We start from the raw sequence: 20,174 nt of genomic DNA, 5'->3' as shown, positions 1-20,174 counted from the left end.
GATGTCAATCCCTTTCAAATCGTTCAAAATATTCAGATTGCCTGCGCCACTGCCGGCTCAGGAACATGAATCCGCTGAATATCCGCCCCTAAATTCAAAAGCTTCTGCTCTACATTTTCATATCCGCGCTCAATATGGTTGATGTCCTCAATCTGAGTGGTGCCCGACGCCGCAAGCGCCGCAATCATCATCGCCGCACCGGCACGCAAGTCGGTTGCCTTTACAGGAGCGGCATTCAAATGATCCACGCCTTCCACAACAGCAAGCTTGCCGTCAACGGAAATCTGCGCTCCCATTCTTCTGAGCTCCTCCACGTAACGGAAACGATTGTCCCAGACACTCTCATTAATGATACTCGTCCCGTTTGCCATGGAAAGAAGCACCGCGATCTGCGGCTGCATATCCGTCGGGAAGCCCGGATGGGGCATTGTCTTGATATTGCATTTGTTCAGTTTTCCCGTGCGGCTGACACGGACCGCGTCGTCGAATTCCTCCACCTGAACACCCATTTCCTCCAGCTTTGCGGATATGGATTCCAGATGCTTGGGAATTACGTTTTTAACAAGGACATCTCCGCCGGTCGCCGCCGCGGCAACCATATAGGTCCCCGCTTCAATCTGGTCGGGAATAATCGAATAAGTCGTTCCGGCCAGGTGGGCCACACCGTATATTTTGATCACATCGGTGCCGGCGCCCCTGATATCCGCTCCCATGGAATTCAAAAAGTTGGCAAGGTCGACAATATGGGGTTCCTTTGCAGCATTTTCAATGACTGTCATTCCTTTTGCCTTTACAGCAGCCAACATAATATTTACGGTTGCGCCGACAGACACAACATCAAGATAAATATTGGCTCCTGTTAAAGCCTGCGTATAGACGTCCACCATGCCGCCCTCCAGCTTATAGGCTGCGCCGAGGGCCGCAAAGCCCTTCAGGTGCTGGTCAATCGGGCGGACCCCAAAGTCGCATCCGCCCGGCATGGTAACCACCGCGTGGTTAAAGCGGCCAAGCAAAGCGCCTAAAAGGTAATAAGACCCACGTATATGGCGCGCCAGTTCGTAGGACGCCACGTGGGTATGAATCGGTCTTGGATCAATTTCAATCGTCGATTTGTCGATATTGCGAATCTTAGCTCCCATATCATACAGGATCCTTGTAATGGAAGAAACGTCTGTAATATTCGGAATATTTTCAATACAGCACACACCATCTGCCAAAATCGCTGCCGGTATAATTGCGATCGCGGCGTTCTTTGCACCGCTGATGGTGACTTCACCGGTCAGGCGATTGCCACCCTTAATAACGTACTTGTCCAATGCGGCACGCTCCAATCTAAAGTTAAACAATACTATTATTACATTTTTACGCAAAATATTAAGCGTTTTCAATGAATATATTGTTGTAAATATTTTGAAAGTAATCAACTAAAATATACGAAAAAAGAAGGAAGAAATAGCCAATTATTTATTTCATTGCACTGTTAATGATAATAATACACAATGATGGAAAAGTCAATAACCAACAAAACAAATAGTCCGTTTTTGTAAATATCACTAAAAAGCGTTCTGTTTCCCGTTCTGGGAAACAGAATGCTTTTCGTGTTTTGCCAAAATATTACCTGCTGACATAACTCAGCGGATTCACCTTAGTGCCATTTTTAATCACTTCAAAATGACAGTGCGGACCCGTGGAGTTTCCGGTGCTTCCGACAAGGGCAATCGCCTGCCCTTTGGAGACCCTCTGGCCCGCCGAAACCAGAATTTTGCTTGCATGGCCGTAAAGCGTCTGCAGCCCGCCGCCGTGGCTGATTTTTACACAGTAGCCGTAGCCGCTGCTCCAGCCCGCCGATACAACGGTACCGCCGTCGGCCGCAACAATCGTTTTCCCGTAAGCGCTGCCGCCGGAGATATCGATCCCGGTATGGAAGCTGCCCCAGCGCCATGTGAAATAAGTGGTAATGGTGTGAAGGGACGGAACCGGCCACATCAGGTTTCCGCTGCTGACGCCGGCACCGCTGTACTTCGGCCGCTTCTTGGTTCCCGTGATTACCACCTTATCGGTGGACGGTACCACAACGGTTCTGCTGATGACGTCGCGCTTTTGTTCGACGCCGTTTACATAATACACCTTGTCAACGCATTTCTGCGTTCCGTTTACGCCATCGGTCTTCACTTTGGAATAATCGGTATACTGGGAATCATCCTTAATCGTTACTGTTTTATACGAAAGAGGAACTTCATACGTCAAATTTTTGGTCAACTGGACATTCAATGTCGGGACTGCAACCTGCAGGTTGATCAAATCCCCCGGCATCAGATTGTCCCCCAGCTGATTGCTGTTGATTTTGTTCAGCTCGGAAATGGTCGTATGGTTTGCCTTGGCAATGGAAGTAACCGTATCCCCTTCTTTTACGGTATAGGTTACCGCCGACTGGGAAGTACCGTTGATCAGTTTATCCATTGACTCGGTAGCCATAATGGTTGTGGTCGGAAACAGCCCGTTGATGGTCTCCACATCCTGCGCAAAGTCCACCGAAGCGCTCGTGTCCCCGCCCTTTGCCTTGTTCAAAACATTCTGCAGCATATAGCGCAGATCCGCGCTGCTTTTCACCGCGCCGAGCAACTCGCCGTTTACATAAAGGCCGCTTGCTTCCTCAATGATTCCGTTTGACTGCTGGATAATCTTGTCGCAGACCGAATTAACCTCCAAAAAGCTGTTTGCATCCACTACTTCAAGCCGAAACGTGGGGGTGACGTTGATATTGATATCACTGTCAGCCGTGTCGTGAACCATGCGCTGGCTCACCATTTCGCTCGCCTCTTCAAAGGTCTTTTCATTCTGAATAGTAGCGACTTCCTTCCCGTCATAGGCAAGAACCAAGCCGTAATTCAGTCCGTTCCAGAAATGCACGGTAGCCCCCAAAAGAAAAATCGCTCCTATGGGAACCACAATGTTCAAAATAGAAAACACAAAGCCCCTGTGACGAACAAAACTTTTTCCCGTAACGGTAAGATACTCTTTAAAAACACGTCCGTAGCCCAGTTTTCTTGCCTGTGCAATCCTGTCGCGGGCAATAGAAAACCCCTCCCGGATGGACTGAAACTCTTCTTTCAGGCGGGAAATCCGTTTGCCGACTGTGGCGGCGTAGATCGATCTGCATAAATTCGTAAACGGTCTGAAAAACCGGGAAAGCCTGCGTCCAACTCTTTTCAGGATTCTGACCGTCTGGATACCTACAATATATAAATCATCCGCTGTTTTATTCAATAACTGATAACCGGAATCTCTGTATGCGCTTTTTGTTTTCTTTAGCTTCGAGAGCTGCATGAAACAAAATCCTTTCGGGTTAATAAATTGTTACAAGTTTGTAATACGTTTTTAATCATATAACAAATTTGCCTATTTTGCAACCCGTTGGAATCAAATTAACAAATATGCAACAATTTGGCATTTAAAATTCAGCCTAAATAACGGAGCTTCTCCTCAGTCCACCCCATAATCACCGGAAGGAATGCTTTTGCCTCTTTTTTCGCGCCGTCAAGATCGTGTTCCAGATAATTTCCACACTCCGCCGCCGCGGCTCCCGGGATAGCCCCTTCAAAATCAGCGATAAAGTCAAAGGCCTCTATCATCAGTTGAATAGCGTCCGCGTGGCTCAGATTTCTGGTCAAAAAATAGAAACCGGTCCGGCAGCCCATTGGGCCAAAATAAATAATATGGTCCTTATGCCTGCTGTTGCGTACAAAGGTCGCAAACAGATGCTCAACGGTATGCATGGCGGCATTCGGGAGAAAGGGCGGAATATTCGGCCTTCTCATCCTGATATCATAGGTTACGATATCCCCGTCGATACGGGAAGTGTAAATACCGGGCATCAGCCTGGTATGGTCAACACAAAAACTTGCGATTCTTTCCATTGTATCAATCTCCTTCATATAAAGAAAATGTTGTCCGTCAATTTTTCAAGATCATCTGTTTCCAGAAAACCGCCGATCAGGTGGAGGCTGTCCTCAACGGACTGCTCATAAAGCTCCAAAAAGCTTTCCATGCGAACGGTTTCACTGTCCGCAGGCCAGCTCCATGCATTGTGCAGGATATTGGCGTAATCACATCCGCCGCCTTCGCTGATCCCGCGGAAATGACAGGAAACGGTCCGTTTGCCCTTTCTTTCCCTTCGCTCTATCCACGCCTGCTTTAGAGTGGTGCGGTCGTTTAAAAGTCCGAACACCGCGCGGCAGTCGTTGGTCGCCTGATACAGCGGAACACCCGCGTCCTTAACCCCAAATAACCCGTGAAGCAAAAAAGCGTACAGATCCGCAATGTGCAGCTGGACATTCTTATTTTTCGGAACCGTTCGCTTCAGGTTAAACTCCGTCGGCAGCGCCGCTCTTTCATACCGGAGCAAAATCACATCGAGCGCGGATTCTATCTGATTGTGCAGAATTTCTTCATCCTGCATCGGCTCCTGTTCAAGAAGAGCCTTCGCCCCGGACTGAATAAAGGGATGGCAAATCCGGTCCAAGGAGTAATGGCAAAGGAAGCCGTCGATATACGATAAAGCCATTGCCTTATTCGGCTGCCGCAGATAATATTCCCGCATCAGCGCCAGCGTTTTTGAAGGATTCTCCAGATGAAGCTTTCCGGCGTAGTCTTTCAGGCTCTCTCCCCTCTGCCAAGGCAGATAGCGATGGCAGTACAAAAAGTCCGGACCCTGTGCGCCCCAAAGGAACGCGTCCAGATTCCGTTCATCGCTCACCTGTGTCTGTTGCAACTGTTCCAGAACTCTTTGCGCATGAAGATAATGCGTGATCGCAGCCGGCATCTTTTAAGAACCACCTTCACAAGAATAAGAGCGCAGCATATGCTGCGCTCTTATTCTATCATATTCGTATTGTTTTTTAAAGAACTTTAGATAAAAAGTCCTGCAGACGCGGATTCTGGGGATGGTCAAAGAACTGATCCGGGACAGCTTCTTCCAAAACCTGACCGTCATCCATAAAGAGTACCCGGTTGGCAACCTCACGGGCAAAGCCCATTTCATGCGTCACCACTACCATGGTCATCCCTTCGGCGGCAAGCTCCTTCATCACCTGTAAGACTTCTCCGACCATTTCGGGGTCGAGCGCGCTGGTGGGTTCGTCAAAAAGCATGACGTCCGGGTTCATGGCAAGCGCACGCACAATCGCAATCCGCTGCTTCTGTCCGCCGGATAGCTGAAGCGGGTATGCTTCCGCCTTGTCCGCCAGCCCTATCCGCTCAAGCAGCTGCTTGGCCTGCTGCTCCGCCTGCTCCTGTGTTTTCAGCTTTAGAGTGATCGGCGCAAGCGTAATGTTCTGAAGCACCGTCAAATGCGGAAATAAATTGAAGTGCTGGAACACCATCCCCATTTTCTGACGGAGCTGGTTGATATCGCACTCCGGCACATTGATCTGAACACCCTCAAACCAGACTTCGCCGCCGGTCGGCTGCTCAAGCAGATTCAGACAGCGCAGAAACGTGCTTTTCCCGGAACCGGAAGGCCCGACAATTACGACCTTCTCGCCTTTTTCAATATTTTGGTCAATGCCCTTCAGAACATCCAGATCGCCGTTCAGGGTCTGGAACGTCTTGTGCAGATTCTTAACGGTTATCACTTCTGTGCAGCCTCCTTTCAAGCTTGCTGAGCAGGGCGGTCAGGCCCATGACGATCAGCAGATAAATGCCCGCAACAGCCAGAAGGGAGGTGTACGGATCATAGGTGATGCTTCTGATGATGTCGCCGCCCTTGGTCAGGTCCTGTATCGCGATGTAGCCCGCGACGGAGGTTTCCTTTAAGAGAGCGATAAATTCATTGCCGATTGCCGGCAGAACGTTTTTCAAAGCCTGGGGAAATACGATCTTCACCATGGTATCGCGCTGGTTCAGTCCGAGGGAACGCCCGGCCTCGACCTGCCCTTTGTCCACGGACTGGATACCGCTCCGGATGACTTCCGCAACGTAGGCGCCGGAATTGATGCCGAACGCAAAGATCGCCGCAACGACCCGATCCAAATTCACAGGCGGCTGAAAGACGATGTACCACATAATCATCAGCTGGACAACGACCGGCGTACCGCGTATCACCGTCAGGTATACACTGCACACTGCGTTGAGGAATTTCAGCTTCGATTTGTCATTATTGTGCGTCACCTTGACAAGAGCGACGACAGTCCCCAGGATAATCCCGATGATGACCGCAAAAAAGGTAATCATAAGAGTGTTTCCCAGACCGAACAATATGTTTGTATATCTGTTTTTCAGAATAAACGCATCATAGAATTTCTGCGGAAATTCCGAAAAATATGAGAGCGGCAGGGCCGCCGTCAGTATATCCATCATTTACCCCCGTTTTTAAACTGAGAAAAGCAGGGGAGCAGATTTCTCCGCTCGCCCTGCATTCTGTTGATAAGTGGGAAATCAGGCGCCCAGAGCCTCTTTGTACTTCTCAATAATCTTGTCAAGCTCACCGCTCGATTTTAACTCGCCCAGAACACTGTTGACGGTATCCAACATCGCTTTATCGCCCTTCGGCACCGCAATGGCATACTGTTCGGTAGTCAGAGCCTCATCCAGCTTAACCAGTTTATCGGAATTTTTCTCCACAAATTTCTTGGCCGGGAAATCGTCGATGACGACTGCGTCGATTTTGCCGTTGATCAGATCGGTAATGGCGTCCACGCCCTTGGCATAGCGCTCGGTGGAGCCAACCTTGATGTCGTTCTTTCCGTCTTCATTGGTGCAATAGGTGTCCCCGGTCGTCCCCTGCTGCACGCCGACCTTCTTGCCGTTCAGGTCCGTACGGGACTTGATCGCGCTGTCCTTTGACACGATGATCGCCTGGGAAGCGTCGAAATAGGTGTCGGAAAAATCAACATTTTTCTTTCTGTCCTCATTTGCGGTCATACCGGCGGCTACGAAGTTGGTCTTTCCGGAACCAAGCTCCGTGGTAAGAGTATCAAAAGCAATGTCGTTGATTTTCAGCTGAACGCCGAGCTTCTCCGCAATTTTATTGGAAATATCAATGTCGATTCCAACGATCTTATCCCCGTCCTTGTACTCGAACGGTTCAAATTCCGCGTTGGTAGACATGGTGACAGCTCCGTCCGCCTTAACCTTATCCACACTGGTCTGCCCGCCGGCCGAAGAGGCGGCCTGGCTGCCTGTCGCGGACGCCGTGGTTCCCGATTGGGCACAGCCCGCCGAAGAAAGCATCATGGCGGCAACGAGTAAAAACGCCGCTATTTTAGAAAACTTTTTCATCTTGTTAACCCTCCGTAAAATGAAGTTGGATTTGTTTGTTTAGTATGGTTTGTATTATAGCGCATAAATATGCAAAAATCAAGCATAATATAAATAAAAATTCACTTTAATGGATTTGTATGCATTTGCACTGTATTTTTACTCTGTTTTTGTGTATTCTTCCATACCGCATAGCGTAAGAAGCGATTGGATATCGTTGGGAAGTGCGCAGGAAAGCTCCATTTCCCTTCGTGTGACCGGATGAATAAAATGAATATTCATGCAATGGAGTGCCTGTCTTGAAAGGAACCGCAGGCCGCCGCCATAAAAATCGTCCCCCGCGAGGGGATGACCGATATGGGCCATATGCACTCGAATCTGATGGGTTCTGCCCGTTCCCAGCCGAAAGGAAACCAAAGTGTATCCGCCGCCGTTTCTCAGCGCCCTCCAATGCGTGACCGCCCTCTCCCCTTTTTCCGTGACCTCACGCTGAATGCTGTGGCCCTCTTTGAGCCCGATCGGTTGATCGATCGTCCCCTCGCCCATAAGAGTTCCCTCACACACGGCAACATATTCCTTTTCGATTTTTGCGGCAAGCTGAGCCGCGCAGTAAGAATTTTTCGCCAGGACGACCAGCCCGGTTGTATCTTTATCCAACCGGTATACGGGGCGGAAAGAAAAGCGCTCCCCTTTGGAAAGGAAATACGCCGCCGCCGCGTTTGCAAGGCTGTCGCAGTCGTGGCCGGGTGTGGGATACATCGGCATACCGGAAGGCTTATCGACAATCAGAAGATCGCTGTCCTCATAGACGACCGCAAGGGGGACGCTCAGTGGTTCGTGCAGCTTCGTGTCGTCCGGAATCCGGATGCATACCGTATCCCCCGCTTTCAGCACTTCCGTCACAATGGCGTGCTGGCCGTTTCTCGCAATGCCCATGGGTTCGCGTTTCAGCCGGATCATCAGCCGGGAGGAAATTCCGCAGTACGAACGCAGAAAGCTTTTCAGCCTGATTCCGTCGTATTCTTTTGGCACTGAAAAAGAAAGCTCGCGCATAAGTCCTCCTGAAAAGGAAAAGGCGGCGCAACCAACGCCGCCTGACAAATTCACTCAAAATCGTTATTTTACTTCAACAGTCCAGCCGAATTCGTCCTTGATCTTTCCCCATTGGATTCCCGTCAGGGTATCGTACAGGCGCTGGGAAATCGGCCCGATTTCGCCGTTGTTAATGTTCATCACATCGTCGCCCCATTTCAGATGGCCGATCGGGGAAATGACGGCGGCGGTGCCGGTGCCGAACGCTTCCTTCAGCTGACCGTCTTCCGCAGCCTGCGCAAGCTCATCAATGGACAATTTTCGCTCGACGACCTTCATGCCCCATGATTTGAGCAGTTCAATAGAGGACATGCGGGTGATTCCCGGAAGGATGGAGCCCTGCAGTTCGGGGGTTACGATTTCATCCCCAATGACAAAAAACACATTCATGGTGCCGACTTCTTCAATGTATTTGCGCTCCACGCCGTCCAGCCAAAGGACCTGAGTGTAATTCTGTTTTTCCGCTTCATCCTGCGCTTTTAAGGAAGCCGCGTAGTTGCCGGCCGTTTTGGTATAGCCCATTCCGCCTTTGACGGCACGCACATAATTGGTTTCCACATAAATTTTCACCGGATCCAGTCCTTCCGGATAATAGGCCCCGACGGGCGAACAAAGAACAATGAAAAGCAGATGCTGTGCCGGATGTACTCCCACATGGGGATCGATTCCGATAATAAACGGACGGATGTAAAGGGAAGTCCCCTCCTCGGACGGTATCCAGTCCTTTTCAATGGACACCAGCTTCTCGATCGCTTTCTGGCTGAACGCTTCATCGATCAGCGGAATGCAAAGCCGGTCATTGGAAGAATTGAGACGGGCCATATTCTTGTCCGGTCTGAAAAGCAGAATTCTGCCGTCAACCGCACGATAAGCTTTCATTCCCTCAAAAACAGACTGGCCGTAATGCAGGCACATCGCCGCCGGCGATAGTTCAATCGGTCCAAACGGGACAATTCTGGCGTCGTGCCAGCCCTCTCCCTCATCATAGTTCATAATGAACATATGATCTGTAAAGATCGTACCGAATCCGAGTTTACTTGAATCGGTTGGTTTCAATTGTGGATGTTCAGTCAGTTCAACTCTGATTTCCTGCATTTCAAATGCCCTCTTTCAAATTAATTACCGATTATTATAGCATCCTTTTCGGGTAATTTCAAGCTTTAGCATCTTAAAGTGTTTTGAAATATGTCCTTCAGGAAGAAAGCATCAATGATTGCGCAGCCCTTTGGGATACCTGTTTTTCAGGCGGCCGCCGGAGCATTTTCCGAAGCCCGTGAGAACGCCGTCAACCGCAACGCCGGTAAAGCCGTGACAGCGCAGGTCCGCTTCCGTTTCTTCCCCGCGCAAAAAAGCAGCGATTTGTTCCGAATCGTGCGGCAGGTCGACGACCGAATTGAGCTCCTGCGGCTTTGCGGACATGAACAGCGCGTGAGCCGGTTCCATACGGTTTTTCTTTGCTTCCCCAAGCAGTACGCCCGCACGGATCACCCCAAGCCCTTTCAAATAAGGAAGCTCCCGCGGAAGGATCAGGAAGGAGTCCCCTATCTGCTCTACCTGGGAGGACAGCTCCGTTTTAAAAACCTGTCCGTATAAATCCTCCGCCATTTCCATCATGGAGGGCTTCTTTGGTGAATAGGGAGCCGGATACGCGCTGTTGCCGGAAACCCGGCGCATCACAGCGACGAAATGTCCCTCACCCCCATCCATAGGAAAAACACGGCGCGCCTGAGGGAGAAAAGCGGGACGGCCGAACGGTTCCCCGCAATCGATCAGGGCAAAGTCGCCTCTTTCCTTCAAAAACGCGGAAACGACTCCTTCATTCTCTTCTGGAGAAAACGTACAGGTGGAATAGACCAGCACGCCGTTTTCCTTTAAGGCATGGGCGGCACTGCGCAGAATGGCGAGCTGGCGGACGGCACAGGCTTTCACATGTTCCTGGCTCCAGTCCTGCAGCGCCTGTTCGTCGCGCCGGAACATTCCCTCGCCCGAACAGGGGGCGTCCACCAGCACCTTGTCGAAATATCCGGCAAGCCCACTGCAGAGCGCCTCCGGATGGCAGGAAGAAACCACTGCGTTCCTGACTCCCATCCGTTCCAGATTGGAAAGCAGCACATTTGCCCTGCTCCTGACGATTTCATTGGACCAGAGCAGCCCTCTTCCCTGTAAAAGAGCGGCAATCTGCGTCGATTTTCCGCCGGGAGCAGCGCACAGATCCAGCACCCTGTCCCCGGGCACGGGGTTCAGCGCGGTTACCGCGCTGGCCGCGGAAGGCTCCTGCGAGTAAAACGCGCCCGCGTGGTGCATGGGCAGGGAACCGACCTTTTGCGCATCCTGCGGGATATAATAGGAAACCGGCGAAAAGGGCGTCGGCTCCAAAGAAAACGGCAGAGAGGCCTTGAGCGTTCTTTCGTCGCATTTCAGCGTATTCAGTCGGATACCCCGGTAATACGGTTTCTGATAGTCGTTTAAAAACGCCGGATATTCCCCGCCCAGCATGGATTCCATTTTATTTTTAAAGCTCTGCGGCAGCTCAATCAAATCCGTCAACTCCTGAATTGATCTGTATAATTCGCGTAAAGATACTAATAATACGGGTGAAGGGGGTGAAAATTTTGGATAATCAGACTTCAAAAACGAACCGCGCTTCCAACAACAGTACAAATGAGAGCACAAACCGTGCTTCCAACAGTACAAATCGTGCGTCAAACAACAGCACGAACACCAGCAACAACAATCATTACAGCAACAAAACTTCCAACAATGCAACACAGGCTACAAACAAATCTTCCGATAACTGCAAATAACGGAAAAGCGGCAAGCCAAAGATTGATTCACCAATGCGAGAACAGGCGATTCTGTATGGAAATACAAGACCGCCTGTTCTTCATTTTTCATTTTTCTTTGCATTGACGTGCGCAATCAGTTCTTTCAGCGTCTTATCTTCCGCTTTGACCTGACGGAAGCCCTCGCCGGAAATTTCTCCCGCATCGCCGATAATCATAAACGCGTCGTGGTCGTGTGAGCGGACAATGTCCTTCACCTTGACGACCTCGTAACGGCGGACAGCACACAGCAAAACTTCCCCTTCACGTCCGCTGTACGCGCCGCGGGATTTCAGCACGGTGACCCCGCGGTCCATATCGGTCAAAATATCCTGCGCAATTTCGTCGTTTTTCACAGACATGATAAACAGCAGCTTCCCGGTCCCGGTGTCGGTACCGTAGAGGAGCGCATCGATCAGGCGGGTAGAAACGAAAATGGTGATCGTGGCGTAAAGCGCGCTTTCAATATTGCCGTACACAAAGGCGGAGGCGACGACAATCAACATATCCACACAGAGCATCAGCTTTCCCATGGACAGATTGCGCAGCCTTCTGCCGAGCAGACGGGCTACAAGGTCGGTGCCGCCCGTGGTTCCCCCGCGCATGAATACGAGAGACAGCCCGATTCCTTCTATGATTCCGCCAAAAATGGCAGCCAGCATCTTTTCGCCGGTATAAGCGGGCACGATTTTCCCGACCAGGTCAATGGAGACCGACACGAATACCGTCGCCACAATCGTTTTGCCGACGAGCTTGTACCCGATTTCCATAATCGCCCAGATGAAAATAGGAATATTCAACAGCAGGCCGGTCATACCGATCGGCCAGCTGAACAGATAGTTGATCATCGTACTGACGCCGGTAACGCCGCCCGGCGCAATCTGATTCGGGGCGGTAAACACATTGACGGAGACCGCGTAAATCAGGCTGCCGACAACGAAAAACAGGACATCCTTTAAAGCACCGATTGCTTTTTCCTTCGGAGTTTCGGAAAGCATAACAGCATCTCCCAAATCAAATTAATCGTCACACACAATCTTAAAAATCTCACGCAGGCGGTCAATATTGCCGGAAAGGTAAAGATAACCGAACAGGGTTTCAAAAGCGGTTGCAGCGTGATAGTCCTCAACCGCCGCATTCTTGGGGACATGGTTCGTGTGCGCGTTGCGGCCGCGTTTGAATATTTCCAGCTCCTCTTCCGTCAAAAGGGGAAGAAGCCTCTGGGAAGCCTTTGCCTGCGCGCCGCAGCAGACCTGTTCTACCGATTTTTTATGCAGTGTGTTCACAGGGCAGTTTGCCGCACAAACAAGCCGTTCCCGCACAAAAAGTTCAAATACACCGTCGCCCACAAACGCAAGGGTAAGCGGACTTAACCGCTTCGGATCGCAGTCCGCGTTGAATAACCGTTCCAAACAAACACTCCATCCTTCATTATTTCCCAATGTTACCGCGCAGATTCTTTGTCATGAGAGAAGCGGGGCCATACGCGGTCGTGACTGCCTCCGCCACCGTCCAGCCGCAGCGGGAATAAAGCCCTTCCGCCTCTTCCGTCACAAGAAAGCATCGGTCAAATCCCAAGCGGAGCGCTTCCTGCTCCGCCCGGCCGACCAGCGCAGCCGCAACATGGCGGTTGCGATAAAACGGATGGACGAAAACAGAAGCCAGCCATGGGGAAAGCTGTGGTTTCGCGGAAAAATCCGATTCCCACAAGCTGGCCATTCCCGCCGGTTTTCCGTCAAAAAATGCAACCAGTGTGATTGGAAGCGTATCGCGTCCTGCGGTGGAAAACCGGCTGAGCGAACGCTCCAGCGAACCTCCGGACTGGCATCCCCACTGTCCATACGCCCAACTCGCGCAAACCGGAACGAATTCCGGGCAGTCGGCAAGCAGAAAAATTCGCATTGATTCCATTCTGACACCAGCCGTCCTTTTTCCCTAAGATTTATTCCATAAAGTCAAATTCAATATCATAGATACTGACGGTATCGCCTTCCTGAACACCCGCCTCATGCAGCGCGTCAATGACGCCGGAATTGATGAGCACGCGCTGAAAATACTGAAGCGATTCATAATCGTCAAAATTAACCGAATTGATGACGGGCACCAGCCACTCGCCCTCTACCACAAACACGCCGTCCTGATTGGTCACCTTTACCTCATTATGTCCGATTTCCTCCACGGAAACAAGCGGAGCGGGTTCCGGCTCGAACTGTCTGACAGGCGGCAGCTTGCTGAGCATCTCTGAAATTTTATTGAGCAACGGGTCGACCTGATAGCGGATCGCCGCCATAATCGGGAAAAACTCATAGCCCAGCTTCTCCGCATAATTTTTGAAATCCTCAATCTGCTCGTCCGTCGCGAGGTCGCATTTGTTGCCGGCAACAATCATCGGCCTTTCGGCTAAATCGGGATTGAACTTTTTCAGTTCCGCGTTGATGGTCTGAAAGTCCTGCTTCGGGTCCCGGCCTTCGCTGCCCGCAACATCGACGATGTGTACGAGCATCCTGCAGCGCTCCACATGCCGCAGGAACTGGTGCCCTAGTCCCGCGCCTTCCCCCGCGCCCTCGATCAGCCCGGGAATATCGGCTACAACGAACGATTTGCCTTCGCCCATGCGGACGACGCCGAGCACGGGGGTAATCGTCGTAAAATGATAATTGGCGATGGTGGGTTTTGCCTCGCTGACAACGGAGACAAGGGTCGATTTTCCCACATTCGGATAACCGACCAGCCCGACATCCGCCAGAAGCTTTAATTCCATCAGAAGCTCCATGGACTCACCCGGCATCCCCGCTTTCGCAAAGCGCGGAGTCTGGCGTGTCGCAGTAGCAAAATGGGTGTTGCCCCAGCCGCCCCGGCCGCCTTTTGCAATCGTCTGCGGCTCGTCGGCGGACAGGTCCGCGATCAGCCTGCCGGTCGCGGCGTCCTTTAACAGGGTTCCCCGGGGAACCCTGATTATCAGGTCGTCCGCTTTTTTCCCAAAGCAGCGTTTTCCCCTGCCGTCTTCACCGTTCGGAGCAACATATTTTCTTTTATAACGGAAATCCGCCAGCGTGGAAAGGTTGTCGTCCACCTGAAAGACAATATTTCCGCCCCGGCCGCCGTCGCCGCCGTCCGGACCGCCGGACGCCACATATTTTTCACGGTGAAACGAAACCTTGCCATTGCCGCCGTTTCCCGCTTTGATCGTAATTTTCGCATTGTCTATAAACATCTGAGCTTTACCGCCATTTCTGTGAAATATTGCCTTCGATTAGTATACCATGTTTGGTTCGGAAAAGCCAAAAAATCCCGGGCGAAAACGGCCCGGGATTTTCATTCACCTGAAAAGGCTTATTGCTCCACCGAGTAAACGCTGACTTTTTTGCGGTCACGGCCAAGACGCTCAAATTTTACATGACCGTCAACCAGAGCAAAGAGGGAATCGTCGGAGCCGATGCCGACATTCTCACCCGGATGAATATGGGTTCCGCGCTGTTTGACAAGGATGTTTCCGGCAAGTACAAACTGGCCGTCCGCACGCTTCACACCAAGACGCTTGGATTCTGAATCACGGCCGTTCTTGGTGGAACCCATTCCTTTTTTATGCGCAAATAACTGAATATTTATCTTTAGCATTTCCTTACACCTCCGTATAGCTTACATGAATATTTTGAGGATACTGTTCTTCAAGCTCCAGCATATGGAGTTTGAAACCCGCGAGAATGTCGCGGCAGTCTTTCGCCTCATTTGATGAAATTCTGACGAGCATATAACCGTCTTCAACAGTAACCTGGGCATTTGCTCTGACAACTTCCGTAATGGTGTTGGCTGTCATATATGCCGCAGAGGAAACCGCCGCACAGACGATATCCCTGCCCGCTATCCCGTTGTGACCGCTCAGGGAAAATCCCAGAAGAGCGCCGTCAGGCCGGGTGAAAAACTCTGCACAAATCATGACAATTATGCGTTAATTGCGGTAATCTGTACTTTGGTATAGGGCTGTCTGTGACCCATTTTACGCTTCTCGCTTTTTTTTGCCTTGTAAGTAAAGACTGTGATTTTCTTTCCCTTACCGTTTTTAAGAACCGTACCAGTTACGGTAGCTCCCTCAACATAAGGAGCACCCACTTTGAGTCCGTCGTCGCCGTCAAGTGCAACCACTTTGAAATCGACGGAGGAATTTTCTTCTGCCGCAAGCTTCTCGATATAAATGACATCGTCATTTTGTACCTTGTACTGCTTGCCGCCTGTTTCAATTACTGCAAACATGAATGAAAGGTCCTGCCTTTTCTCTAAACTCGCTATCACCGGGCGGGTTTCCCGCTTATAAAGCCCGTAATATGCGGCTTAACAATATTATCATATTCCGTCAATTTTGTCAATAAACACGGCAAAATTCCTTACTTTTTACGAACGGCCAGTTTTTTTGCAAATCCGGTGAGGTATTCGGCTTCCGAGCCAAAGCAGCCGAGCGCTTCCACGGCCTTCGCGGTCAGCTCGTCGACGGTTTTCGAGGCGTTTTCCAGCCCCATCAGGGAGACATAGGTGCTTTTATTGTTTTCGTTGTCGCTGCCGGCCGGTTTCCCCAGCGTCTGGGTATCCCCCGTCACATCCAGAATGTCGTCCACAATCTGAAACGCCAGGCCGATTGCCCGCGCGTAGCTTTCGGCGGCCCGCATCTGTTCGTCGCCGGCTCCGGCAAGGACACAGCCCATCTGCGCGGACGCCAGGATCAGCGCGCCGGTTTTATTTTCATCCATTTTCTTCAGAATTTCCAGCGAAATGGCCCGGCCTTCGCTCATCAGGTCAATCACCTGTCCCCCGACCATGCCGTATGCACCGGCGGCGCGGGCAAGGTATCCCGCGGCCTTCGCGGCCCTTTCGGCCCCGGCAAGCCGTACGGCTTCCCCGGAAAGCATGGCTTCAAAGGCCATGGTCAGCAGCGCATCCCCCGCGAGCAGGGCGATGTCTTCGCCGAACACCTTGTGGTTGGACGGGCGTCCGCGGCGCATATCGTCGTCATCCATGCACGGCAGGTCGTCGTGGATCAGCGAATAGGTGTGGATCATTTCGACCGCACAGGCAAAAGGCAGCGCAGCTTCTTCCTCCCCGCCGCAGAGCCTGCAGAATTCCAGCACAAGAATCGGCCGGATCCGCTTGCCCTCTCCGAGCAGGCTGTAGCGCATGGCGTGGATCAGGTCGGCCTGTATGATTTCTTCCTCGGGAAGGTACTGTGCCAGCTTGGCGTCTACCCTCCCGACCAGATGTTTCTCCCGCAGATCAAGCATTTTTTTCACCGCCGGATTCTTCAAGTTCAGTGATCTGCCTGATTTTCTGCTCGGCGCCCTCCAGCTTGCCGTAGCACAGGGCGGCCAGCGCGGAGCCTTCCTCAAACAGCTTCAGAGAGCTTTCCAGCGACTCATTGCCGTTTTCCAGCCGGTCGACAATTTCGCTCAGTTTGATCATGGCTTCTTCAAAGCCCATTTTCTTATTCATGTTTCTCCTCCATGCTGTCCACTACACAGCCCAGCGTTCCTTCGTTTAACAGCACCGAAATCCGTTCCCCCGTTTTTACGTCGGAAACACGGGTGACGACACGTCCGTTCTGACCATAAGTAATAGAATATCCCCGGGAAAGCGTTGCCAGCGGGCTTAGGGCGTTCAGCCTGCCGCTGACGGAGGAAAGCGCGGACCGGGCGTCCGCCGTTTTCCTGCGCATGGACTGATTGAGCCTTACGGCAAGCTGATCGGTACGAATCCGTTCCAGTTCAATCAGATTGAAAGGATTTTTAAAGGAATAGCGGGAAGTCAGCGCGTCCAGATTCTGTTTGAGGCCCATGAGCTTCTTCCGCATGCTTTGCTTTAACCGCGACAGATCGTAGCGAACCGTATATTCCAGCTCCGCGCAGTCGGGTACGGCAAGCTCCGCGGCGGCCGACGGGGTCGGTGCGCGAAGGTCGGCCACAAAGTCGCAGATCGTAAAGTCGGTCTCATGCCCTACGGCGGAAATGACCGGAATCCCGGAGGCGGCTACGGCCCTTGCCACCATTTCCTCGTTAAACGGCCAGAGGTCTTCCAGTGAACCGCCGCCGCGCCCGAGAATAATCACATCAGCACACAGAAGACGGTTGAAACGGGCAAGCGCGTCCACAATCTGCGGCGCGGCGCCCTCCCCCTGTACCAGCACGGGACAAAAAACAATTTCAGCCAAAGGATACCGCCGCGCGAGAATCGAGGTAATGTCGTGTACCGCCGCGCCGGTGGGCGAGGTAATCACACCGATCCGTTCCGGAAAAGCGGGCAGCGGTTTTTTCCGCTCCGGGGCGAACAGGCCCTCTGCTTCCAGCTTTGCTTTCAGCTGTTCAAAGGCCAGGTTCAGCGCGCCGAGGCCGTCCGGCTGCATATCGTCAATATAAAGCTGATACTGTCCCGTCGCCTCATAAACGCTTACGCGGCCCCGCACAATCACCTTCATGCCGTCCTGCGGCAGAAAACGGATACGCCGGGCGTTCTGGGCAAACATCACCGCCCGAATCACGCATTTTTCATCCTTGAGGGACAAATAGAAATGTCCGGACTTGTAATGATTGGTGAAATTGGAAATTTCGCCGCTGACAAAAACATGCGCCAGATTTTCGTCGCCGTCAAATTTGGATTTGATATAAGTGTTCAGCTGCGTTATGCTCAGCACAACCGGAAAATCCGTCATGTACATTATGCCCCCTTTATTGAGGTTAAAACCGCAATTCCCGCCGCATTGTCCGCTGAAAATTCCGGGGCGGCGAAAGCGGCGCCGTATTTTTCCGTCATTGCGTCCCGAATTAGGCTGTTGGACATGACCCCGCCCGCAAACAGCAGGGGAAGCTTGCCGTATTGCTTCAGCAGTTCGGCGGTCATACCGTCCAGCGCCGCCAGGATCGAGCACAGGCAATAGGCCGCGATCTCTTCTTTCGGCGCTCCTGATTTCAGCATTCCGGCACATTGGTTTTCCACGCCGGAAAGGGAACAGTCCGCCCCTTTGAGCGACGGTCTGATACGATATGTTTTATTCGCCTGCAGGGCCAGCTGCTCCAGCGCTTTCCCGGAAGGAAACGGCAGGCCGAGCATGCCCCCCACCCTGTCCACAGCCTGTCCGCCTTTTAAATCCAGAGACTGCGCGATGATCTGCGTGCGGAAGATGGTCCGTTCGTCCGGGGTGACGAGGACCGCCTCCGTCGTACCGCCGGAAACATGGAACGCAATGAATTTTTCGTGAAGCAGGCTCAGTCTGCCGGCGGAATACAGCGCGGCTGCAATGTGCCCCGCCTGATGGGAAAAGGAATACAGCGGTATCCCCAGCGAAAGCGCAACGGCCTTTGCCGTACCGAGCCCGACCGTAAAACAGGGCATGTAAGAGCCTTCCAGGTCGCGCGGTCTGTCCGACACCCCTACCGCGCCGACGGAAAGCTTTTTCCGAATTAGCGCTTCCAGCACCTGCGGCAGCTGCTGCACATGGTGAAACACGGCGTCGCTCTGCCGCAGGCCAAGCTCCCCCTGCTTTACGGGAAGAAGCATTTTCTGCTGAAAAATCGTTCCGCCCTGAAAAAGCGCGGCGGAGGTTGTGTAATTGCTGGTGTCGATTCCAAGCGCGTCAATCGGCTGTTTCATGGGATTCCTTCTCAACAAGCTCTTTTGCCACCGAACCCAGCACGCCGTTGACAAACGGAGCGTCGTCCGCTCCGCCGTATTTTTTCGCAAGGTCGACCGCCTCATTGATGGAAACACTCACGGGAATGTCCTTCTCAAACATCATTTCATAGATGGAGAGCTTCATCAAAGCCAGAGCCACCTTGGAAAGGCGGTTCATTTTCCAGCCGCGAATATTTTTTTCGATCCGGGCGTTGAGGGTTTCTTCGTTTTCTTCCACGCCGACGGCGATTTTTTCGGCAAAATCATCGATGATGATATCTCTGGACAGGCTGGCCGCGTCAATAATCTGTTCCGTTGGATCGTGGTTGATGCTTCTTTCAAAGATCAGGGCAAACGCCTGTTCCCTCGCCTCGTGTCTCTTCATTTTCTTCCTCCGTCTTTTCAGCCGTCTTTCATCCGTATATTAAAAGAACCCCCCACTGAACTGTGGAGGGTTTTAACCGCTGATTATATTTTCAAACATCCACGGGTACATTATACCACAATCTTTTTCAGAATCAAATATTTTATCTGATACTACAGCAATTCCATTTCAGCTTGCAAGATAAAACACGTTCCTTCCCCGCCTTCGGCGGGGAAGGAACGCAACCTTGTTGCAGAATCAACTGGAAATGCTATAATTTCTCAATAATCAGCAGAAATAAATTTCAGTTTTTCCTGTTGTTTATAAAAAATCAGCATAAACAGAAAGGAATTGAAAATTCTATGTGCGGCAATCAGGTTATAGAAACCGGGACGCTATTTTACTTCGACTATTTTAATTTTGTCATAGGAGACGCCCGACTGACCGGAAACAATGTCTTTGATCACAATCGCGTTGTTCTGTGTAGAATCGTTCGTTTTCACCACAACATTGCACTCCGAATTCTGAAGAAAGACCACGCAGTCCGAAAAGCCCTTCGCCTTGATCAGGCTTTCGGCATTGTTTTCCTTCAGAGTATTCTGCGCGATAACGGCCGCCTGTGCGACTGCGTCCTTTTTCGCCGCATCGTTGGATTTCGCGTCGGTCAGAACCTTTTCCAGAAGCTCAACCGCCGTATCCCGTGCTTTCTGGCGCGACAGGCGCGCTTCACTGAAATAGCTGGCCGCAGGCGCGTTCGCCTGTACGGACGATGATGAGCCGGAAGTCGTCTTGGACGACCCGGATACCGGAGCATCCGCAAGCTGGGCCTCCCCGAACTCATGATCCGCCGTTGAGGTAACCGCGTTGGTGGCGAGCAATTGATTGTCACCCGAGAACTGCCAGTTTAAATACACCGCCGCACCGAGCGCCACAATCAAAGCCGCAAGAACAAGCTGACGCTTTCCCATAGTCATAGAATAAATTCCCCC

General features: G+C 51.7%; 24 protein-coding genes. 1 reads left to right on the top strand and 23 read right to left on the bottom strand.

What is annotated here, in order from left to right:
- Positions 1-32 precede the first annotated feature (32 nt).
- The 10 genes from LY85_RS01130 to LY85_RS01085 form a co-directional block, all read right to left on the bottom strand.
- Positions 33-1,316 (bottom strand): UDP-N-acetylglucosamine 1-carboxyvinyltransferase, encoded by a 1,284-nt coding sequence (locus LY85_RS01130; RefSeq protein WP_141825151.1) that lies wholly within the window; start codon positions 1,314-1,316, stop codon positions 33-35.
- A gap of 298 nt (positions 1,317-1,614) precedes the next feature.
- A complete protein-coding gene (locus LY85_RS19645; protein WP_038324471.1) occupies positions 1,615-3,267 on the bottom strand; it encodes a M23 family metallopeptidase in 1,653 nt (550 codons plus the stop codon).
- 191 nt (positions 3,268-3,458) lie between these two features.
- Complete coding sequence (locus LY85_RS01120) at positions 3,459-3,917, bottom strand: S-ribosylhomocysteine lyase (RefSeq protein WP_141825150.1); 459 nt, start codon at positions 3,915-3,917, stop codon at positions 3,459-3,461.
- A gap of 14 nt (positions 3,918-3,931) precedes the next feature.
- A complete protein-coding gene (locus tag LY85_RS01115) occupies positions 3,932-4,822 on the bottom strand; it encodes a zinc dependent phospholipase C family protein (RefSeq protein WP_141825149.1) in 891 nt (296 codons plus the stop codon).
- 76 nt (positions 4,823-4,898) lie between these two features.
- Positions 4,899-5,633 carry an amino acid ABC transporter ATP-binding protein gene (locus LY85_RS01110; RefSeq protein ID WP_038324004.1) on the bottom strand — a complete coding sequence of 245 codons (735 nt, stop codon included), beginning with the start codon at positions 5,631-5,633 and terminating at the stop codon, positions 4,899-4,901.
- Positions 5,620-6,357 carry an amino acid ABC transporter permease gene (locus tag LY85_RS01105; RefSeq protein ID WP_081928264.1) on the bottom strand — a complete coding sequence of 246 codons (738 nt, stop codon included), beginning with the start codon at positions 6,355-6,357 and terminating at the stop codon, positions 5,620-5,622. The genes LY85_RS01110 and LY85_RS01105 overlap by 14 nt, the downstream gene beginning before the upstream one ends.
- Before the next feature lie 78 nt (positions 6,358-6,435).
- Entirely contained in the window at positions 6,436-7,278 is an 843-nt protein-coding gene (locus LY85_RS01100; protein WP_038324001.1) for a transporter substrate-binding domain-containing protein, read from the bottom strand.
- Positions 7,279-7,416: 138 nt separating this feature from the next.
- Positions 7,417-8,310 carry an RluA family pseudouridine synthase gene (locus tag LY85_RS01095; RefSeq protein WP_141825148.1) on the bottom strand — a complete coding sequence of 298 codons (894 nt, stop codon included), beginning with the start codon at positions 8,308-8,310 and terminating at the stop codon, positions 7,417-7,419.
- A gap of 63 nt (positions 8,311-8,373) precedes the next feature.
- Complete coding sequence (locus LY85_RS01090; RefSeq protein ID WP_141825147.1) at positions 8,374-9,444, bottom strand: branched-chain amino acid aminotransferase; 1,071 nt, start codon at positions 9,442-9,444, stop codon at positions 8,374-8,376.
- A 111-nt stretch (positions 9,445-9,555) separates the two neighbouring features.
- Positions 9,556-10,887: an RsmB/NOP family class I SAM-dependent RNA methyltransferase gene (locus LY85_RS01085; protein WP_141825146.1), complete on the bottom strand. Its 1,332-nt coding sequence runs from the start codon at positions 10,885-10,887 to the stop codon at positions 9,556-9,558.
- Between the two features lie 74 nt (positions 10,888-10,961).
- Here LY85_RS01085 and LY85_RS01080 point away from each other — a divergent pair, with 74 nt between their 5' ends.
- The gene (locus LY85_RS01080; RefSeq protein WP_052010555.1) at positions 10,962-11,153 is read left to right on the top strand and encodes a hypothetical protein; all 192 of its coding nucleotides are present in this window, start codon (positions 10,962-10,964) and stop codon (positions 11,151-11,153) included.
- 80 nt (positions 11,154-11,233) lie between these two features.
- Here LY85_RS01080 and LY85_RS01075 read toward each other — a convergent pair whose 3' ends face one another.
- The 13 genes from LY85_RS01075 to LY85_RS01015 form a co-directional block, all read right to left on the bottom strand.
- Positions 11,234-12,169, bottom strand: coding sequence for a YitT family protein (locus tag LY85_RS01075; protein WP_141825145.1), 936 nt, complete (start codon positions 12,167-12,169; stop codon positions 11,234-11,236).
- Between the two features lie 21 nt (positions 12,170-12,190).
- Positions 12,191-12,583, bottom strand: coding sequence for a ribonuclease III domain-containing protein (locus LY85_RS01070; protein ID WP_141825144.1), 393 nt, complete (start codon positions 12,581-12,583; stop codon positions 12,191-12,193).
- Between the two features lie 19 nt (positions 12,584-12,602).
- On the bottom strand, positions 12,603-13,082 hold the full coding sequence (locus tag LY85_RS01065; RefSeq protein WP_141825143.1) for a GNAT family N-acetyltransferase: 480 nt from the start codon (positions 13,080-13,082) through the stop codon (positions 12,603-12,605).
- A 31-nt stretch (positions 13,083-13,113) separates the two neighbouring features.
- A complete protein-coding gene (obgE, locus tag LY85_RS01060) occupies positions 13,114-14,385 on the bottom strand; it encodes a GTPase ObgE (RefSeq protein ID WP_141825142.1) in 1,272 nt (423 codons plus the stop codon).
- Between the two features lie 119 nt (positions 14,386-14,504).
- Positions 14,505-14,789 (bottom strand): 50S ribosomal protein L27, encoded by a 285-nt coding sequence (rpmA, locus tag LY85_RS01055; protein WP_141825141.1) that lies wholly within the window; start codon positions 14,787-14,789, stop codon positions 14,505-14,507.
- Between the two features lie 4 nt (positions 14,790-14,793).
- Positions 14,794-15,108, bottom strand: a complete 315-nt coding sequence (locus LY85_RS01050; RefSeq protein ID WP_141825140.1) for a ribosomal-processing cysteine protease Prp — start codon at positions 15,106-15,108, stop codon at positions 14,794-14,796.
- Positions 15,109-15,113: 5 nt separating this feature from the next.
- Positions 15,114-15,422: a 50S ribosomal protein L21 gene (rplU, locus tag LY85_RS01045; protein ID WP_038323986.1), complete on the bottom strand. Its 309-nt coding sequence runs from the start codon at positions 15,420-15,422 to the stop codon at positions 15,114-15,116.
- 131 nt (positions 15,423-15,553) lie between these two features.
- Entirely contained in the window at positions 15,554-16,441 is an 888-nt protein-coding gene (locus LY85_RS01040; protein WP_141825139.1) for a polyprenyl synthetase family protein, read from the bottom strand.
- Complete coding sequence (locus LY85_RS01035) at positions 16,434-16,649, bottom strand: exodeoxyribonuclease VII small subunit (RefSeq protein WP_038323985.1); 216 nt, start codon at positions 16,647-16,649, stop codon at positions 16,434-16,436. Before LY85_RS01035 ends, LY85_RS01040 begins: the two co-directional genes overlap by 8 nt.
- Entirely contained in the window at positions 16,642-17,862 is a 1,221-nt protein-coding gene (xseA, locus tag LY85_RS01030) for an exodeoxyribonuclease VII large subunit (RefSeq protein ID WP_243122442.1), read from the bottom strand. Before xseA ends, LY85_RS01035 begins: the two co-directional genes overlap by 8 nt.
- Before the next feature lie 5 nt (positions 17,863-17,867).
- The gene (locus tag LY85_RS01025) at positions 17,868-18,800 is read right to left on the bottom strand and encodes a peptidase M22 (RefSeq protein ID WP_141825137.1); all 933 of its coding nucleotides are present in this window, start codon (positions 18,798-18,800) and stop codon (positions 17,868-17,870) included.
- Positions 18,784-19,206 carry a transcription antitermination factor NusB gene (gene nusB / locus LY85_RS01020; protein ID WP_141825136.1) on the bottom strand — a complete coding sequence of 141 codons (423 nt, stop codon included), beginning with the start codon at positions 19,204-19,206 and terminating at the stop codon, positions 18,784-18,786. Before nusB ends, LY85_RS01025 begins: the two co-directional genes overlap by 17 nt.
- A gap of 374 nt (positions 19,207-19,580) precedes the next feature.
- Positions 19,581-20,159 carry a SpoIIIAH-like family protein gene (locus LY85_RS01015; protein WP_141825135.1) on the bottom strand — a complete coding sequence of 193 codons (579 nt, stop codon included), beginning with the start codon at positions 20,157-20,159 and terminating at the stop codon, positions 19,581-19,583.
- Positions 20,160-20,174: the final 15 nt, after the last annotated feature.

Origin of the sequence: Clostridium sp. KNHs216 (assembly GCF_006714885.1) — a bacterium.
GTDB lineage: Bacteria > Bacillota > Clostridia > Oscillospirales > Acutalibacteraceae > Caproiciproducens.
This window is presented reverse-complemented; position numbering and strand designations above follow the sequence as displayed.

Coding starts and splice junctions, on each gene's coding strand:
- LY85_RS01120 (WP_141825150.1), bottom strand. CDS start 3,917: ATGGAAAGAATCGCAAGTTTTTGTGTTGACCATACCAGGCTGATGCCC.
- LY85_RS01115 (WP_141825149.1), bottom strand. CDS start 4,822: ATGCCGGCTGCGATCACGCATTATCTTCATGCGCAAAGAGTTCTGGAA.
- LY85_RS01105 (WP_081928264.1), bottom strand. CDS start 6,357: ATGATGGATATACTGACGGCGGCCCTGCCGCTCTCATATTTTTCGGAA.
- LY85_RS01100 (WP_038324001.1), bottom strand. CDS start 7,278: ATGAAAAAGTTTTCTAAAATAGCGGCGTTTTTACTCGTTGCCGCCATG.
- LY85_RS01095 (WP_141825148.1), bottom strand. CDS start 8,310: ATGCGCGAGCTTTCTTTTTCAGTGCCAAAAGAATACGACGGAATCAGG.
- LY85_RS01090 (WP_141825147.1), bottom strand. CDS start 9,444: ATGCAGGAAATCAGAGTTGAACTGACTGAACATCCACAATTGAAACCA.
- LY85_RS01075 (WP_141825145.1), bottom strand. CDS start 12,169: ATGCTTTCCGAAACTCCGAAGGAAAAAGCAATCGGTGCTTTAAAGGAT.
- LY85_RS01065 (WP_141825143.1), bottom strand. CDS start 13,082: ATGGAATCAATGCGAATTTTTCTGCTTGCCGACTGCCCGGAATTCGTT.
- obgE (WP_141825142.1), bottom strand. CDS start 14,385: ATGTTTATAGACAATGCGAAAATTACGATCAAAGCGGGAAACGGCGGC.
- rpmA (WP_141825141.1), bottom strand. CDS start 14,789: ATGCTAAAGATAAATATTCAGTTATTTGCGCATAAAAAAGGAATGGGT.
- LY85_RS01050 (WP_141825140.1), bottom strand. CDS start 15,108: ATGATTTGTGCAGAGTTTTTCACCCGGCCTGACGGCGCTCTTCTGGGA.
- rplU (WP_038323986.1), bottom strand. CDS start 15,422: ATGTTTGCAGTAATTGAAACAGGCGGCAAGCAGTACAAGGTACAAAAT.
- LY85_RS01040 (WP_141825139.1), bottom strand. CDS start 16,441: ATGCTTGATCTGCGGGAGAAACATCTGGTCGGGAGGGTAGACGCCAAG.
- LY85_RS01035 (WP_038323985.1), bottom strand. CDS start 16,649: ATGAATAAGAAAATGGGCTTTGAAGAAGCCATGATCAAACTGAGCGAA.
- xseA (WP_243122442.1), bottom strand. CDS start 17,862: ATGACGGATTTTCCGGTTGTGCTGAGCATAACGCAGCTGAACACTTAT.
- LY85_RS01025 (WP_141825137.1), bottom strand. CDS start 18,800: ATGAAACAGCCGATTGACGCGCTTGGAATCGACACCAGCAATTACACA.
- nusB (WP_141825136.1), bottom strand. CDS start 19,206: ATGAAGAGACACGAGGCGAGGGAACAGGCGTTTGCCCTGATCTTTGAA.
- LY85_RS01015 (WP_141825135.1), bottom strand. CDS start 20,159: ATGACTATGGGAAAGCGTCAGCTTGTTCTTGCGGCTTTGATTGTGGCG.